The sequence below is a fragment of the Piscinibacter gummiphilus genome (genome assembly GCF_032681285.1).
Taxonomy (GTDB): domain Bacteria; phylum Pseudomonadota; class Gammaproteobacteria; order Burkholderiales; family Burkholderiaceae_C; genus Rhizobacter; species Rhizobacter gummiphilus_A.
In genome coordinates this window covers 3,758,497-3,775,490 of the sequence record NZ_CP136336.1, presented here as the reverse complement: position 1 = coordinate 3,775,490, position 16,994 = coordinate 3,758,497, and the positions used below count along the sequence as shown (strand labels likewise).

10 protein-coding genes are annotated in these 16,994 nt (G+C 70.1%); 5 read left to right on the top strand and 5 right to left on the bottom strand.

The genetic code is table 11. The features are described from left to right. Nucleotides 1–95 precede the first annotated feature (95 nt). Together glnL and ntrC are read left to right on the top strand one after the other, a co-directional pair. Entirely contained in the window at nt 96–1,118 is a 1,023-nt protein-coding gene (glnL, locus tag RXV79_RS17585) for a nitrogen regulation protein NR(II) (protein WP_413816704.1), read from the top strand. Nucleotides 1,119–1,158: 40 nt separating this feature from the next. Next, nucleotides 1,159–2,682, top strand: coding sequence for a nitrogen regulation protein NR(I) (gene ntrC / locus RXV79_RS17580; RefSeq protein WP_316699345.1), 1,524 nt, complete (start codon nt 1,159–1,161; stop codon nt 2,680–2,682). Here the strand turns inward: ntrC and RXV79_RS17575 are convergent. From RXV79_RS17575 to RXV79_RS17555, 5 genes are all read right to left on the bottom strand, one after another. Further along, nucleotides 2,679–3,887 (bottom strand): AI-2E family transporter, encoded by a 1,209-nt coding sequence (locus RXV79_RS17575; RefSeq protein ID WP_316699344.1) that lies wholly within the window; start codon nt 3,885–3,887, stop codon nt 2,679–2,681. The two genes, ntrC and RXV79_RS17575, sit on opposite strands and share 4 nt — an antisense overlap. Before the next feature lie 61 nt (nt 3,888–3,948). Next, on the bottom strand, nt 3,949–4,263 hold the full coding sequence (locus RXV79_RS17570) for a BON domain-containing protein (protein ID WP_316699343.1): 315 nt from the start codon (nt 4,261–4,263) through the stop codon (nt 3,949–3,951). An 85-nt stretch (nt 4,264–4,348) separates the two neighbouring features. Continuing rightward, complete coding sequence (locus RXV79_RS17565) at nt 4,349–4,918, bottom strand: ferritin-like domain-containing protein (protein WP_316699341.1); 570 nt, start codon at nt 4,916–4,918, stop codon at nt 4,349–4,351. A 122-nt stretch (nt 4,919–5,040) separates the two neighbouring features. Beyond that, nucleotides 5,041–13,659, bottom strand: a complete 8,619-nt coding sequence (locus RXV79_RS17560) for a glycoside hydrolase family 94 protein (RefSeq protein ID WP_316699339.1) — start codon at nt 13,657–13,659, stop codon at nt 5,041–5,043. After that, nucleotides 13,659–13,901: a hypothetical protein gene (locus RXV79_RS17555; protein WP_316699338.1), complete on the bottom strand. Its 243-nt coding sequence runs from the start codon at nt 13,899–13,901 to the stop codon at nt 13,659–13,661. Before RXV79_RS17555 ends, RXV79_RS17560 begins: the two co-directional genes overlap by 1 nt. Before the next feature lie 194 nt (nt 13,902–14,095). Between RXV79_RS17555 and RXV79_RS17550 the strand changes: the two genes are divergently transcribed. From RXV79_RS17550 to RXV79_RS17540, 3 genes are read left to right on the top strand one after another with little or no spacing between them, the layout of a single operon-like run. Continuing rightward, nucleotides 14,096–14,254, top strand: a complete 159-nt coding sequence (locus tag RXV79_RS17550; RefSeq protein ID WP_257823409.1) for a DUF3309 family protein — start codon at nt 14,096–14,098, stop codon at nt 14,252–14,254. Between the two features lie 2 nt (nt 14,255–14,256). Next, on the top strand, nt 14,257–15,570 hold the full coding sequence (locus RXV79_RS17545) for a PQQ-dependent sugar dehydrogenase (protein ID WP_316699336.1): 1,314 nt from the start codon (nt 14,257–14,259) through the stop codon (nt 15,568–15,570). 5 nt (nt 15,571–15,575) lie between these two features. Next, a complete protein-coding gene (locus RXV79_RS17540; RefSeq protein WP_316699334.1) occupies nt 15,576–16,988 on the top strand; it encodes a phospholipase D-like domain-containing protein in 1,413 nt (470 codons plus the stop codon). Nucleotides 16,989–16,994: the final 6 nt, after the last annotated feature.

The following is a 16,994-nucleotide window of genomic DNA, read 5'->3' as shown; positions in this document are numbered from 1 at the left end:
GCGCCGCTTCCTCGTCCACCCACTTGGCGTCGCAGCCGCCCGCCCTCACCTCGGCGCAAACCCGGGCCTACGAGGCCTTCGATCAGCTGGCCACGATGGTGGCCGTCGTGCACCGCGAGGGCAGCTGCCTCTTCGCCAATGCCGCCTTCGAGCATGTGCTCGGCTTGTCGCGGCGCAGCGTGCTGCGAGGCTCGCTCTTCGACTGGTTCGTCGACGCGCAGATCGTGCGTGACACGGTCGATGCGGTCGCCCGCAACGATTTCGCCACCAGCCGCTTCGAGGGGCTACTGCGCCGGCCCGCACAGCTGCACAGCGACCCGCTTCCGGTGCATGTGATCGTCAACCAGATCGACCGGCCCGACCAGGTGCTCGTGGAGCTGGTCGAGATCGAGCAGCAGACGCGCATGGACCGCGAGGAGCGCGCCCTCGGCCAGGCCGCCGCCAACAAGGAGCTGATCCGCAACCTGGCGCACGAGATCAAGAACCCGCTCGGCGGCATCCGCGGCGCGGCCCAGCTGCTCGAGATGGAAGTCGAGTCGCGTGCGCTCACCGAATACACCCAGGTCATCATCCAGGAGGCCGACCGCCTGCAGGCGCTCGTCGACCGCCTGCTCGCGCCGCACCGCAAGCCCCACGTGGTGAGCGACGTCAACATCCACGAGGTGTGCGAGCGGGTGAGGGCGCTGATCCTGGCCGAATTCCCGCGCGGGCTCACCGTGCGACGCGACTACGACACCTCCATCCCCGAATTCCGCGGCGACCGCGAGCAGCTGATCCAGGCCGTGCTCAACATCGCCCACAACGCCGCCCAGGCGCTCACCGAGCGCATCGCCCAGGGCGACGCCGTCATCACGCTGCGCACGCGCATCGCACGGCAGGTCACCTTGGGCAAGCAGCGCTATCGACTGGCACTGGACTTGCATATTGAAGACAACGGCCCGGGCATCCCCGAGTCGATCCGCGATCGCATCTTCTACCCCCTGGTATCAGGACGCGATGGCGGGTCGGGTCTGGGGCTCACACTCGCGCAAACCTTCGTGCAACAGCACCAAGGCGTGATCGAATGTGCGAGCGAGCCGGGCCAGACCATTTTCAAGATCGTGATACCGCTGCCGTAGTCATTGCGCCTTCGTCAGCGGCCACTAGAACAGGCAGGGCATGAAACCCATCTGGATCGTTGACGACGACCAATCCATCCGATTCGTGTTGGAGAAGGCGCTGGCGCGCGAAGAACTCGCGGTACGCAGCTTCACCAACCCGCGCGACGTGCTCGCCGCACTCGAAGAAGACCAGCCCCAGGTGCTGGTCTCCGACATCCGCATGCCGGGTGGCTCGGGCATCGAGCTGCTCACCAAGGTCAAGGAGCGCGCGCCCGGACTGCCCGTCATCATCATGACGGCCTACTCCGACCTCGACAGCGCCGTGAGCGCCTTCCAAGGCGGCGCCTTCGAATATCTGCCCAAGCCCTTCGACGTGCCGAAAGCGGTGGAGCTCATCCGCCGCGCGGTCGACGAGAGCATGCGCGAGGAAGTGCGTGACGAACGCATGGCCGCCATGCCCGAGATGCTCGGCCAGGCGCCGGCCATGCAAGACGTCTTCCGCGCCATCGGGCGGCTCAGCCAGAGCGTGGTCACGGTGCTCATCACCGGCGAGTCGGGCTCGGGCAAGGAACTCGTGGCCCATGCGCTGCACAAGCACAGCCCGCGCGCCAGCGGCCCCTTCGTCGCGATCAACACCGCGGCGATTCCGAAAGACCTGCTCGAGAGCGAACTCTTCGGCCACGAGCGTGGCGCCTTCACCGGCGCGCAGACCACCCGCCGCGGCCGCTTCGAGCAGGCCGATGGCGGCACGCTCTTCCTCGACGAAATCGGCGACATGCCTTTCGACTTGCAGACGCGCCTGCTGCGTGTGCTGAGCGACGGCCAGTTCTACCGCGTGGGCGGCCACAACCCGCTCAAGGCCAACGTGCGCGTGATCGCCGCCACGCACCAGAACCTCGAAGAGCGCGTGAAGCTCGGCGCCTTCCGCGAAGACTTGTTCCACCGCCTCAACGTCATCCGCCTGCGCCTGCCCGCGCTGCGCGAGCGGCGCGAAGACGTGCCGGCGCTCGCGCGCTTCTTCCTGCAGAAGAGCGCCAAGGAACTCGGCGTGGAAGCCAAGCGCATCACCGATGCAGCGCTCAACAAGCTGATGCAGTTCGACTTCCCGGGCAACGTGCGCCAGCTGGAAAACATCTGCCACTGGCTCACCGTGATGGCCCCGGCCCAGGTGATCGAGCCCAAGGACCTGCCGCCCGAACTGCTCGGCGGTGGCGACCCGATGGCCGCACGCCCGCTGCCCGCACCTGCGGCACCGGCCGTGGTCATCGAGGGGGCCGACCTGCCGGGCGCCGCACCGGCTGCCGCGGCGCCTGCGTGGACGGCACCCGCCGCGCCCGTGTTGCCCATCGAGGCGCCGGTGGCCAGTGCCAACTGGCTCTCCGACCTCGAACGCGAGTCACGCACCATGCTGCAGGCCGGCGTGCCCGAGGTGTGGGACACGCTCACCCGCAAGTTCGAAGCGCAGCTGATTCACACCGCGCTCGAGATCACGCGAGGCCGCCGCATCGAAGCCGCGCAGAAGCTCGGCATCGGCCGCAACACCATCACGCGCAAGATCCAGGAACTCGGCCTCGACGACTAGGCGGGTTCTTTCGGTTCGGGCGGCGCCTCCTGCATCAGATGCGCGAGCCGCTGCCCGGCGCGGGTGTGTGCGGCGACCACCTTCATCACCACCACGAGCGCCGGCCCGAGGAAGAGCCCCCACAGGCCCCAGATCGAGCCCCAGAACACGAGGCCGACGAAGACGGCCGCCGGGTTCATCTTGGCCGCGCGGCCTTGCAGCCACGCCGTCACCACCGTGCCGATCAGCGTCGACATCACGATGATGAAGGCCGCCATCGCCGCGGCCGAGCCGAGCGAGCCATGCGCGAGGAAGGTCTCGGCTGCACCCAGCCCGGTGAGCACCGCCATCCCGAGGTAGGGGATCACATGCAACAGCCCCGCCGTGATGCCCCAGCCGCCCGCATCGGGCAGTCCGGTGGCCCAGAAGGCGAGCCACACCGCGGCCCCGATGAGTGCATTGGTCACGATCAGCACGCCCAGGTAGACGCGCACCTGGTGGGCACATTCGAGCAAGGCCTTCTCGGCTCGTGACTGCACCTCCGGGTGCTCGCCCCAGAGGCCGAGGAATCGCTCGGTGAGGGGCTTGCCGCCGATCAGCACGAAGAAGGCGATGAGGAACACGATGCTCAGGTTGGCGGTGAACTCGAGCAGGGCGCTCGACCCCGTGACCGCGCCCTCGCGCAAGGCCACCGTCGCCCCTGCGGTGATCGTGTTCGGCGCTGAGGCGGCCGCTGCAGCTGCCGCCGCTGCCACCACGCGCTTCGTCGGCCGCGGTGGCTTGCCCGACATCACCCGCTCGGTTGCGCGGTCGAGCTCCTGCAAGGCGATGCGGGCCCGCGACACGACCGACTCCGCACCCGGGTCGCGCTCGGCGAGCTTGGCGGCGGCCATGCTGATCATCTCGGGCGTGCGCTCTGCCACGCGCACCAGTTGGCCGCCGAAGATCATGCCCCCCGCGGCCAGCGTGCCCATCACCACGGCCAGCGTGATCAGCGTGGCGAGTGTGCGGCTGCGCAGCCAGTGTTCGAGCGTCACCGACAGCGGCGTCACCAGCATCACCAGCATCAGCCCCGCGGTCAGCGGGATCAGGAATCGCTGGCCCCACCACAGCACCGCCACCACGGCGAGCGCGGCCAGCAGGTTCGTCGCGGCACTCGACCGCACGCGCGGCTTGTGCGTGCGGCGGGGCAGCGGGTCATCGTCGTCTTCGTCGTCGGTCTGCATCGGGTGTGCGAAAAAAAGCCCCGGCGTTCAGGTGAACCCGGGGCGGTGCAGAGGCGTGCGATCAGGGACGAACCGCGATCTCGTTCTTCACGGCCTTCACGCCGTCGACCTTCCAGGCCAGGTTTTCGGCGGTGGACTTTTCGTTCGCGTTCTTCGCGAAGCCCGACAGCATCACCGTGCCCTTGAGCGTCTCGACCTTGATCGAGGTCGCGTCGACTTCCTTGTTGTCGACGAAGCGCGCCTTCACGGCGGTGGTGATGGCGGCATCGTCGACGAACTGGCCGACGGTCTCCTGCTTGCGGGTCACCGCGCAGCCCGAAGTGGCCAGCAGTGCAACGGCCGTCATCGCGGCGGCGAGGGTGGTGCGGATCATCATGGTGTAGCTCCTTACGTGTTGGACATGCGGGTGGTTCTTCGGCCCACCACCCTGGGGCGGAAACTCGACGATGCGCTCTGGGCGCTCAGGCCAGCCAGTCCGACAGCTCGTCGGCATGCTCCTGCTCGTCCGCGAGGATCTCCTCGAGGATGCGGCGCGTGGTGCTGTCCTTGTCGCCGATCAGCTTGATGATCTGGGTGTAGGCCTCGATGGCCACCCGCTCGGCGATGAGGTTGGCGCGGATCATGTCCTGCAGCTCCAGCGATTCGTCGTAGTCGGCGTGGCTGCGCTGCGTGAGCGAGTCGGGGCGGAAGTCGGGCTTGCCGCCCAGTTGCACGATGCGCTGCGCGAGCTTGTCGGCGTGGGCCGACTCTTCGTTCGCATGCACGAGGAACTCGTCGGCAATGGCCGGGGAGTCGAGTCCCACCGCCGTGTAGTAGTGGCGCTTGTAGCGCATCACGCACACGAGCTCGGTGGCGAGCGAGTCGTTCAGCAGCTTGATGATGTCTTCGCGCCAGGGGCCGTAGGCGGGCGTGATCGCGCCCTGGTCGATGCTCTTGCGTGCGGCCTCGAGGCCTGCCTCGTCGAGCACCAGTGGGGTGTACTCGGTGCTGGCCGTCGACGTCTGGGTTTTCTGGTCTTGTGAGCTGAACATGCAGTCCTCGTGGGATGGCGTGGCGATGCATGAACTCTAGAAAGACATCTGAGTGGTAACCATCGGCGCCGTGGCCCTGGTGCTGTAGGACGGCACCGCAGCCCGCTGTCGGAGCCACGGGGTCACTTGTGAAGAGCGATGTGGGCCGCCGGTTCGGCCACTTCAGCCTCGGGCGTGAGCGGTACGACGAAGGACACGTCGTCCGGCAGTTCGCGCCAGTTCACCTGCTCGCCCACGGCGAGGAGCCGCGCGCTCTTCGCGCTTGCGGCCTCGCGCGCCGCCGTCGCGCTGCCGCGCAGCAGCGTGAACTGCAGGCGCCGTCCGTCACGTTGCAGCGTCAGCTCGGCCTGCGGCCAGTGCGAGGGCAGGCACGGGTGCACGCTCAGGTGCTCGGCGTGCAGCTTCAGGCCGAGGATCGAGCCCACCGCCGCGCGGTGCAGCCAGGCCGCGGCGCCGGTGTACCAGCTCCAGCCGCCGCGGCCCACGTAGGGCGGCTGCGTGTACACATCGCCCGCCATCACGTAGGGCTCGATGGCATAGGCCTCGCCCAGCCGCGGGTGCTGCGCGCGGTGCGCCGGGCTCAGGTAGCAGAAGTAGCGGTAGGGCAACTCGGCGAAGGAGGGCGTGCCGCCTTCGCGCGTGGACAGCTCCGCCTGCGCCATCAGGGCCCACACGCCGGCATGCGAATACTGCCCGCCGTTCTCGCGCACCCCCGGCGGGTAGGCCTGGATGTAGCCGGCGCTCGGCGTGGCGGTGGCGAGCGGCGGGGCGAGCAGCTTGATGAGGCCGGCATCGTGGTCGACGAGCAACTCTTCTGCGGCCGTCATCGCGCTGTGCGGGCGCTCGGGAGGCTCGGCGTTCGCGAGCACGCTCCACGCCTGCGCGATGAGGTCGATGCGGCCTTCGTGGTTGGCCTGCGAGCCGAGCGGCGTGCCGTCGTCGAAGAAGGCGCGCTTGAACCACTGGCCGTCCCAGGCCTGGGTGTCGAGCGCGCGGCGCCAGCCCCTCGCCGCGGTCTCCCACAGGTCGGCACGTGCGCCTTCACCGCGCACGCGTGCCAGCGGCGCGAAGTCGTCGACGATGCGGCAGAGGAACCAAGCGAGCCACACCGACTCGCCTCGCCCTTCGTGGCCCACGCGGTTCATGCCGTCGTTCCAGTCGCCGGTGCCCATCAGCGGCAGGCCGTGTGCGCCGCTCTTCAGGCTGCGGTCGATGGCGCGGGCCGCGTGCTCGTAGACGCTCGCCTTCTGGGTGCTGACGGTGGGCGTGTAGTACGCGTCTTCCGCGCCTTCGGGGATGGGGCCGCCTTCGAGGAAGGGCACGTCTTCGTCGAGCAGCGAGGTGTCGCCCGTGGCCTGCAGGTAGTGCGAGCACGCATGCGCGAGCCACAGCAGGTCGTCCGAGAAATGCGTGCGCACGCCGGCGCCGGTCGGTGCGTGCCACCAGTGCTGAACGTCGCCCTCCGGGAACTGGCGCGAGGCGGCGACGAGGATCTGGTCGCGCAGCATCCTGGGCGCTGGCCAGGCCAGCGCCATCGCGTCTTGCAGCTGGTCGCGAAAGCCCGTGGCACCCCCAGCCTGGTAGAAGCCGGCCTTGGCCCACAGGCGGCAGGCGACGGCCTGGTAGAGCAGCCAGCGGTTGACCATCGCGTCGAAGAGCGGGTCGGGGGTGCGCACCTGGGTGGCACCGAGCAGCGTGTCCCAGCGGGCGAGCACCTCGTCGAGCCGCTGCCGCGGTGGCACCTGCACGACAGCGTCGGCCAGCTCGCGCGCGGCAGCCGGTGTGTGGGCGTAGCCGATGAGGAAGACCTGGTCGTGCGTGGTGCCGGGCTCGAGCGTGAGGCGCTTCGACAGCGCGGCGCAGGGGTCGAGGCCGCCGCCCTGGTGCGCGGAAAAATGATCGGGCAGCACGAGCCGGCCACGCGCATCGAAGCATTCGCGGCGGTCGCAGGTCCAGTCGTCGTCATCGGTGGCGCCGTGCATCGCGAGGAAGGCGGTGCCATCGCCGTAGCCGGCGGTGCGGTCGGCCTGCGTGGCCAGCAGTGCGAGCCCCTGGTGTGAAACGTGCGCGGCGGTGTGCACCGTGCCGCGGTCGCTGCGGCCGGCGCCCATCATCCATTCGGCCATCGCCACGAGGCGCAGCGGCTGCGCGCGCGTGCCGCGGTTTTCGAGGCGCAGCCACACCTGTTTGACGGCGGTCTGCGCATCCACGCACCACGAGGCGGTGATCGCGATGTCGCCCCGCTGGTGGCGCACCATCGAATAGCCCTGGCCGTGCTGCACGTGGTAGGTCACCCGCTCGTCGCCCCAGGCCGAGGGCGTGACGCTCCAGGCCTCGCGTGTCTTGCGGTCTTGCACGAGGAACCATTCCGAGGGCGGGTCCGACACCGGGTCGTTCGACCAGGCGGTGAGCTGGTTGAGCCGGCTGTTCACCGCCCAGGTGTAGCCACCGCCGGCCTCGGAGAGCTGGCCGCCGAAGCCGGGGTTCGACAGCACGTTGATCCACGGGCGCGGGGGGCGCATGCGGGCGCCGGCCTCGAAGCGGTACTCGTGCGCACCATCGTCGAAGCGGCCGTGGGTCACCTCCACCGGCGCCTGCGGCAGGCGCGCCATCGGCACGGCCGTGGTCGACACCTCGCCGCGAACATCTTCGGCGCGCTCGTGCAGCGCGATCCACTCCTGCAGGTGGTGCACCAGCGGGCGGCCGTCGGCGCGCAGGCGGATGCGTGCGAGGCTGCGCAGCGTGCCCAGCTCTTCCGGGCTCAACTCGTCGGCGCGCAGCAGGTGCAGGCCGGTGCAGGCGGGGCCGGGCTGCGCCGCGTTGTCGGCATCGTGCCGCTCGCGCAGCGCGGTGATCTCGCGGTGCAGGGCCATGTGGTACGACGCGGGCTCCGCATCGACGACGACCAGGTCGCAGGGCAGCCGCCCCCAGGCCCACAGGCGCAGCACCTGGCCGAGCGAGCGCAGCAAGCCGAGGGATTGGGTGAGGCCTGCGGAGACCAGCACGATGGGCCGGTCGCCCGAGATGCCGAAGCGCCACAGCAGCTTGCGGTCGCAGACGTCGATGCGCGGCGAGGCGCGCCGTTCGACACCCGGCGGGCCGATGCTCGGGCGCGTGAGCGACAGCGCCACCGCCGTGGTGATCGCCTGCGCGGCAGAGAAGTTCTCGGCGGTGATGCCCAGGCTGCGCAGGCGGATGCCGGTGAGCGTTGCCGACATCAGCGACGAGCGCTGCAGGTGGATGGGCTGGCGGTACTTGTCGATCACCGCATGAAGGGTGGCGGCCGAGTCGGAGGCCGCGGTCGCGAACGTGAGCCGCGTTTTGGCATTCGGCGGAATGCGCAGCGTGACGGCGAGCGCGCAGATGGGGTCGAGCCCGGTGTCGAGCGTGACGTGTCCGCCTGCCGGCAACGCGTGCAAGCCCGCCTGGGGCCGCACCGCATCGTGGTTGCGACCCACCCAGCGCAGGCGGTCGGTCTGCGCGCGCACGGCGGTCACATGGGGGCTGCCGTCGGCGAGGAAGTGCGCTGCCTGGAGGCCGCTTTCGGTCACGAGCCGCGGCGTGCGCTCGAAGAGCAGCGCCTGCTCGGCGGCCTGCCACTGTGCCCGGATGAAGAGGTTGGAAAACGCCGGGTGTGCCTCGTCGGCCCGCGGGTCGGCGAGCGTGGGCTCGAAGGCGGAGACGAGCTCGATCTCGAGCGGCTCGCCGGTGAGGTTCTGCAGCTCGATCTGGCGGAACTCGATGTCGTCTTCCGGGCTCACCCACACGGTCGCGTGGGCCTGCACCTGGCGCCACGCGGCATCGAAGCACACCCTGTCGGCATGGAAGAAGGCGCGGTACCAGGCCTTCGGGTCGGGCGCCGGGTGCTGGGTGATGGACACGAGCTCCTTCGCCCCGGGCAAACGCAGGTAGAAGAAGCTGCCGTGCGCATCGCGCAGCGCATCGTCGCGCCAGCGGGTGATGCCGGCGTTGCCGCGGCGGCTCCAGCCGGCGCCGTTGGCGCGGAGGGCGACGCTGTAGCGCCCGTTCGAGAGTAGGTGCGTCGGCTCGACCGCGCTCGTGCCCGGGCTCAGCTCGCGCAGCAGCGCCGGGGTGCGCTGCACCTTCACCGGCGGCGGCCCGGCGAGCGGCTCGTAGAGGCGAGACACCTCGTGCGGCGCGCGCTCGTGCAGCAGCGTCGACACTGCCTCGATGCGCGGGTGGCCCATGCCCCAGCGCCTGGCCCGGTTGTCGAGCAGCACGTTGGCGATCGAGACGATGCTCATGCCCTGGTGGTGCGCCATGAACGTTGCGACCGGCGCATACGGCTCGCCGGCCGCCAGCCGCGCAGGCGTGAAGTCGAGCGCCTCGATGAAGCCATAGCGGGCGCGCGCGCCCAGCGTCTCCAGCGCCGCGAGGTTGGCCGCGGCGCGGCGTGGCGCCACCTGCGAGGCGAGCGCGGTGGCGTAGGGTGCGATCACGAGCTCGTCGGCCGGCGTGCGGCGGAAGGCCAGGCGCGGCACGCCTTGCGGCGCGTACTGGTAGGCGAGCGTGTGGTCGCGCCCGGCATAGGCCGACTCCGAGATGCCCCAGGGCACCGCATGCGCGCGGGCGTAGTCGATCTGCTCCTGCACCGCGGCAATGGCCGCATCGCGCAGCACGCTGCCGTGCGGCTCGTCGAGGATCAGGCTCGGCATCAGGTACTCGAACATCGAACCCGACCACGAGCGCAGCCCGGCCTGCGCGCCCACGGCATAGAAGGGCCGCCCGAGCGAGGCCCAGTGGCTCACCGGCACCTCGCCCTTGGCGATGGCGAGCAGGCTGGTCAGGCGCGCCTCCGAGGCCAGCAGGTCGTAGAAGCCGGCGTCGAGCTGCCCCTCGGCCACGCGGAAGCCGATGTGGAAGAGGTGGCGCTTCGGGTGGTAGAGGAAGCTGAAGTCGGCCTCCCACGCAAAGCGCTCGCAGCGGTCGGCGATGGCGAGGAGCTGCTCGCTCAAGGCATCGGCGTCATGCCGCGCGTCGATGTCGCGCAGCGCCGATTGCAGCGTTGCCAGGTGGTCGGTGAGCTGCCACGCGAGTTCGTCGCGCAGCGTGGGGCGGGCGGGCATGGCGGCCTGTACGGCTTCGGGCACCCACGCGTGGAGCTCGTCGCGCGCTTCCCGCAGCAGCAGGCCGAAGTCGGCGGGGCGATGCTGCGCTTCGTCGAGCGGGCTCGGCATGGCGAGCAGCCGCGCGAGCGGGCGCGTGCTGTGGTGCACGCCGTTGTCGGGGAAGAGTTCGGGCAGCTGCTGCAAGAGCGGCGAGAGCCGCGCACGCGAGGCATGGGCCGCGGCCTCGGCCGCGTTCAGGTCGACGGGCCGGCGCGCCAGCTCGCGGCAGGCCTGCGCCACGGCGAGGAAGTGGCCGCAGAGGTTGCCGCTGTCGACCGTCGACACATACAGCGGCAGCAGCGTGGCGCCGCTTTGCGTGTCGTACCAGTTGAGGAAGTGGCCGCGGTGGCGCTGCAGCGTGTCGAGCGTGCCGAGTGTGGCCTCGAGCCGCTCGGTGAGCTCGCGCGTGCCGATCCAGCCGAAGGCGCGTGCGCAGCAGCTGGAGAGCAGGTACAGGCCGATGTTGGTGGGCGAGGTGCGGTGCGCCACCATGTCGTGCGGCAGCGTCTGCAGGTTGTCGGGGGGCAGGTGGCGGTCGCCGGGGCCCACGCAGCGCTCGAAGAGACGCCAGGTGTCGCGCGCGATGCGCTCGAGCCGCATGCGGTCGTCGTGCGGCAGTGCCTGGTCTTCGCGGGCCGGGCGGGGGCGGCTCACCCACCACGTCCACACCGGCGAGGCGGCCCAGATTGCGCACAGCAGCGTCGCGAGGCCCGGGTAGGGCGTGCGGCCGGCGAGCAGCAGCGCGAGCAGCACGGTGGCGGCGGCCGAGGTCTGCCAGTGGGCGCGGGCGATCTCGCGCAGCTCGGTCTCGGTGGCGGCCTGGGCGCTCGCGGAGGTGGTCCACTGCATCAACCAGCGGCCGCTCACGTACATGCGGTGCAACGAGCGCACCACCGCGTCGGCGGCCATCAGGGCATGGTGCAGCAGCTGCGCCAGGTGCCACAGCGCGCCGAGCAGCGAGCGCGCCAGGTTCAGGGCCGCGCCGCGGTAGAAGTGGCGCAGGGCGATGTTGTCGCGGCTGGGGGCGAAGCCCGCCACCGCGCCCAGCAAGGGCCCTGCGCCGAAGGCCGCGAAGACGAGCAGCAGCGCCGCCCAGGGCGACACCACCGGCCGCACCAGCACCAGCGCCAGCAGTGCGAGCGACGCCGGCGCCACCAGCGAGCGGCGCAGGTTGTCGAACACCTTCCAGCGATTGACGCCGCTCATCGGGTAGAGGCGCGGGCTGGCGAAGATGGGCAGCAGCTGCCAGTCGCCGCGCATCCAGCGGTGTATGCGCGCAGCGGCGGCGTCGGCATGCACCGGCGCGTCTTCGATCAGCGTGAGGTCGGTGACGGCCGCGCAGCGCGCGATGGAGCCTTCTACCAGGTCGTGGCTCAGCACCAGCCCTTCGGGCAGGCGCTCGTGCAGCACGGCGTGCATGGCGTTCACGTCGAGCAGCGCCTTGCCGGTGTAGGTGCCTTCGCCGAACACGTCCTGATAGATCTCGGAGCTGGGGGTGCTGTAGGGGTCGAGCCCGGGCTGGCCGGCGTAGAGCCAGTGGAAGGGCGTGACCTCCTGCGGCTGCGGCAGCGGCGTGGCGATGCGCGGCTGGAAGATGCTGTAGCCGCTCACCACGCGCAGGCCGGTGTCGTCGAGCCGCGGCCGGTTGTGCGGGTGCGCGGCCACGCCCACCAGCTCGCGCAGGCGGCCGGGCGGCAGCTGGGTGTCGCTGTCGAGCGTGAGGATGTAGCGTGTGCCGGGTGCGATCTGCGACTCGGGCCCGAGGTCGAGGAAGGGGCCACGGTCACCGCGCGCCAGGGCGGCGATCAGCTGTTCGAGCTTGCCGCGCTTGCGCTCCCAGCCGATCCAGCGCTGCTCCGTGGCGCTGAACTCGCGCTCGCGGTGCAGGATGAGAAAACGCGGTGGGTCGCCTTCGGCGGCAGGGTGGCGCTTGTTGAGTGCACGCACCTCCTTCACCGCGTCTCGCAGCAGCGGGGTGTCGGTGGGCATGTGCGCGGCGTCGGCGTCGGCCCAGTCGCTCAGCAATGCGAACTGGGCATGCCGCTCGGGGTTGGCGAGGTGGTGCAGCTGCAGGCGGTGCACCAGCGCGGAGATGCCGTCATCGCTCGTGAGCATGCACGGGATCACCACCATCGCCCGGTGTTCCGCCGGGATGCCTTCGTGCAGCGCGAGGCGCGGCAGGTGCTCGGGCCGCACCGATTCGCTCACCAGCCGGTTGATCACCGCGACCACCGCCTCAGACGCCGGGAACAGCAGCAGCAGCGCTGCCACCGCGCTCAGCAGCATCGAAGGTTTGGCCAGCGGTGGCGTCAACGCGAACATCGACAGCACCAGCACGATCACCGCCGCCAGCAGGCTGCCGAGGTAGAGCGGCAGCGCGATCTGCCTTGCCTGGGAGATGCAGGCGGTGCCGGTGTCTTCGCGCAGCTTCAGCGCTTCAAGCAGCCGGGCGCGGCCGTCGCCTTGCAGCCAGTGCAGGGCCACCTGGGTGTCCGGCTCGTCGGGGTTGCCGCTTCGCATCAGCGAGAGCAGCGTGTGCCCGACCTCCGTCTCGCTGCGCTTGCAGCGGCGGGCCAGGCGCTCGATGGCGTGCAGCGTGCGGTCACGCGTGGCGGCGTGCTCGGCGGCGAAGAGCGGCGAGCCGAGCATCAGCTGCATCAGCGTGCTGCTCTTGGCGATGATCTCGGGCCAATCGGCGTCGCCGATGGTGCGCAGCGAAGTGACGGCGTTGCTCACGCTGAGGTTGTCGGCCGCCTGGTCGGCGGCCTGCTGTGCGCGCAGGCTCGCCACGTCGGGCAGCGCGGCTTGCAGCCAGTGCTGGTAGGGCAGGAGCGCCAGCGGGTCGCTGGTGCGCTGCAGGTCGGCCAGGCGCTGCGTCATCTGGCCGAGGAAGGTGCGGCCCACGCCGCGTCGGTTGAGTTGGCCGAGCAGCTCGTCGAGCGACTCGATGGAGAAGGTGTGCAGCCGGTCGCTGCACAGGTTGGCGAGCTCGCGGGCCGCCTTGTGGGTGGCCACGCGTTCGGCCAGGCGCCGCAGGTTCTCGATCAGCACCACGCGCAGCGTGGTGGGCAGCGCCCACAGCTCGGCCAGCTGCAGCTCGCGCGCCTGCTGGTAGGCGGTGAGGAATCGCAGCGCGAGGTCTTCGTCGAAGGCGCCGTCGGTGTGGGCGACGAAGGCCCAGGCGAGGCCGTAGACGCGCGGCAGGCCGGCGAGTGGCTCTTCCACCAGCACCGGCAGGTGGCGGTAGTAGCGGCGCGGCAGGTCTTCGTGGATGGCCTTGAGCTGCGCTTCGATCAGGTGGAAGTTGTCGAGCAGCCATTCCCCGGCGGGGCTGATGTCGTAGCCGCTCTCGGCCTGCAGGCCGATGTACTGGTGTGCTTCGCGCAGCGCCTTGATGTTGTGGCGCAGCCGCGGAAAGAAGGTGGCCGAGCGCCAGTGGCCGCGATCGGCGCGGTGGCTGTCGGCGAGGCTCTTGGCGTGCTGGGCGAAGCGCTCGGCGCCGTAGAGCTCGGCGCGCACCGGTGCGAGCACGGGGCCTCGTTCGCCGTCGAGGATGTTCAGCAGGGCCCGGGGCGCCTCCGGCAGCAGACGCTCCAGCGCTGGCGTGGCCATCACATGACCAGTGAAGTGACCCCTATCAGAAAGGCGGCCACCACCAGCGTTGTGACGAGCCGGGCGGCGATGAAGCGGTCGGCGGCTTCGGCCAGGCACTGCAAGGTGAAGAGCCGGCCGTTGACGCCCTTGCACGAGACGAGGTGCTCGCTGAGGCCCGACAGCTCCACCGGCGATGTGTCGGTGCTGTCACCGAACGAAGCGGTGCTCCAGAAAGGCATGTCAGGGTGGCGGTGCGTCATGCGGTGGATGGTCGCCCTGGTGCTGCGCCGCGCCCATCGGACGAGCCCTGCACGCGCTGTCGGACGGGGCCTACACCTGTATCACCTTGTTGTAGGCGGCGGCCCACAGCCGAAGCCGCTTCGGGCCGATGGTGCTTCGACGCCCGTGTGAGCACGATCTGGCCACCCTGATACCAACGTCTTCGGAGGACGACATGACCCTTGGCACCATCCTGCTCATCGTGCTGATCCTGTTGCTGGTCGGCGCTTTTCCCAGCTGGCCGCACAGCCGCGGCTGGGGCTACGGCCCGACGAGTGGTGTCGGTCTGCTGCTGATCATCGTGATCGTGCTGCTGCTGATGGGGCGCATCTAGCCATGTCGCGCCTCGCGCTGGCACTGCTCGCGGCCACGGCGCTCGCCGGCTGCGGCGAGACCGCCAAGCTTCCCCTGTCGGCCGGCACGGGCCCGCAGCCGGAGCTGCCGGTGCCCAACAAGACGCTGATCCCGACCGTCAAGGTCGCGAAGGTCGAGCCCTGGCCCGCCGGGCAGGGCCCGCAGGCGGCGCCCGGCACCAAGGTGAATGTCTTCGCCACCGGCCTCGACCACCCGCGCTGGCTGCACGTGCTGCCCAATGGCGACGTGCTCGTGGCCGAGAGCAACGCGCCGCCCCGGCCCGACGACGGCAAGGGCATCAAGGGCTGGGTGATGAAGCTGCTGATGAAACGCGCCGGTGCCGGCGTGCCCAGCGCCAACCGCATCACCCTGCTGCGTGACACCAACGGCGACGGCGTGGCCGACCTGCGCTCGCCCTTCCTGCAGAACCTCGATTCGCCGTTCGGCATGGCGCTGATCGGCGACCAGCTCTACGTGGCCAACACCGATGCGATCGTCCGCTTCACCTACGTGGCCGGCAGCACGCGCATCGAAAGCGCCCCGGCCCGCGTGACCGACCTGCCTGGCGGCACGCTCAACCACCACTGGACCAAGAGCCTCATCGCGAGCCGCGACGGCCGCAAGCTCTACGCCACGGTGGGCTCCAACAGCAACGTGGCCGAGAACGGCATCGAGGCGGAAGAAGGCCGCGCGGCCATCTGGGAGGTCGACCCCGCCACCGGCACCAAGCGCCTCTACGCCACCGGCCTGCGCAACCCCAATGGCATGGCCTGGGAGCCGGGCACCGACATGCTGTGGACGGTGGTCAACGAGCGCGACGAGATCGGCAGCGACCTCGTGCCCGACTACCTCACCTCGGTGAGAGACGGCGGCTTCTACGGCTGGCCCTACAGCTACTACGGCGGACACGTCGACGAGCGGGTCAAGCCGCAGCGCCCCGACCTCGTGGCCAAGGCCCTGGTGCCCGACTACGCGCTCGGGCCGCACACCGCCTCGCTCGGCCTCGCCTGGTCGGCCGGCACCACGCTGCCGGCCGCGTTCGCCCAAGGCATGTTCATCGGCCAGCACGGCTCGTGGAACCGCAAGCCACCGAGCGGCTACAAGGTGATCTTCGTGCCCTTCCAGAACGGCAAGCCCTCGGGCGTGCCGGTGGACGTGCTGAGCGGCTTCCTGAACGAAGAGAGCGGCATTGCACACGGCCGGCCAGTGGGCGTGGCGCTCGACACCAAGGGCTCGCTGCTGGTGGCCGACGACGTGGGCAACGTGGTGTGGCGCGTGAGCGCGTCGGCACCGTGAAGACGATGCGCCCGCGACAGAAACTCAACCGCTTCGCCCTCGCCGTGCTGGTGGGCATGAGTGCCTGCAGCACCCTGCCGACCTTCGAACCCGAAGCGGTGCTCGCCGCCGCCCCCAAGCCGCAGCTCGATGGCGCGCGCGGCCCGCTCTCGCCGGAGCAGAGCAAGGCGGTGCTTGCCAAGCTCGCGTCCCGAGCTCCCGAGACCGCGATCTTCGACCGCCACCTCGCGATCGAAGAAGCCATCGTGGGCAGCCCGCTCACCGTGGGCAACCAGGCCACGCTGCTGCAGGATGGCCCGGCCACCTACGGCGCGATGTTCGCCGCCATCGAGGCGGCGCGCGACCACATCCACCTCGAGACCTACATCCTCGACGACGACGAAGTGGGCCGCAGGTTTGCCGACGCCTTGATCGCCAGGCAGATGAAGGGTGTGCAGGTGAGCGTGATCCACGACAGCGTGGGCACGCTGAAGACGCCGAAGGAATTCTTCAAGCGCATGACCGACGCCGGCATCCGGGTGCTGGAGTTCAACCCGGTAAACCCGACGCAGGCCCGCAAGGGCTGGGAGCTCAACCAGCGCGACCACCGCAAGCTGCTCATCGTCGACGGCAAGGTCGCGTTTCTCGGCGGCATCAACATCAGCAGCGTCTATTCGAGCGGCTCGTTCAGCCGCTCGGGCGGGGGCAGCTCCGGTTCGGGTGGCGCCGCGGCGCCGGGCAAGGACGGCAAGGCCTGGCGCGACACGCACGTGCGCCTGCAGGGCCCGGTGGTGGCCGACTACCAGCGGCTCTTCCTCGGCACCTGGAAGAAGCAGAAGGGCCCACCGCTGCCTGACCGCAACTACTTCCCGCCGTTGCAGAACGTGGGCAACCAGGTGGTGCGCGCCATCGGCAGCTCGCCCGACGACCCGTATGCGCTCATCTACGCCACGTTCCTCTCGGCCCTCGGCGCGGCCGAGACGAGCGTGCACATCACGATGGCGTATTTCGCGCCCGACCCGCAGTTCCTCGAGGCGCTCAAGGCGGCTGCGCGGCGCGGGGTCGACGTGACGCTCATCCTGCCGAGTCAGACCGACTCGTGGCTGATCTTCCATGCCGGCCGCCGCTTCTACACGCCGCTGCTGAAGGCCGGCGTGAAGATCTACGAACGCAAGGGCGTGATCCTGCATTCGAAGACGGCGGTGATCGACGGGGTGTGGGCCACCATCGGCTCGACCAACCTCGACTGGCGCAGCTTCCTGCACAACGACGAACTGAACGCGGTGGTGCTGGGGGCCGACTTCAGCCAGCAGATGGAGGCGATGTTCGCGAAGGACCTCGAGGCCTCGCAGCCCGTGACGCTCAAGCAGTGGAAGCAACGGCCGCTGGACGACCGGATGAAGGAGACCTTCTCGGCAATCTGGCAGTACTGGCTCTGAGGGCAA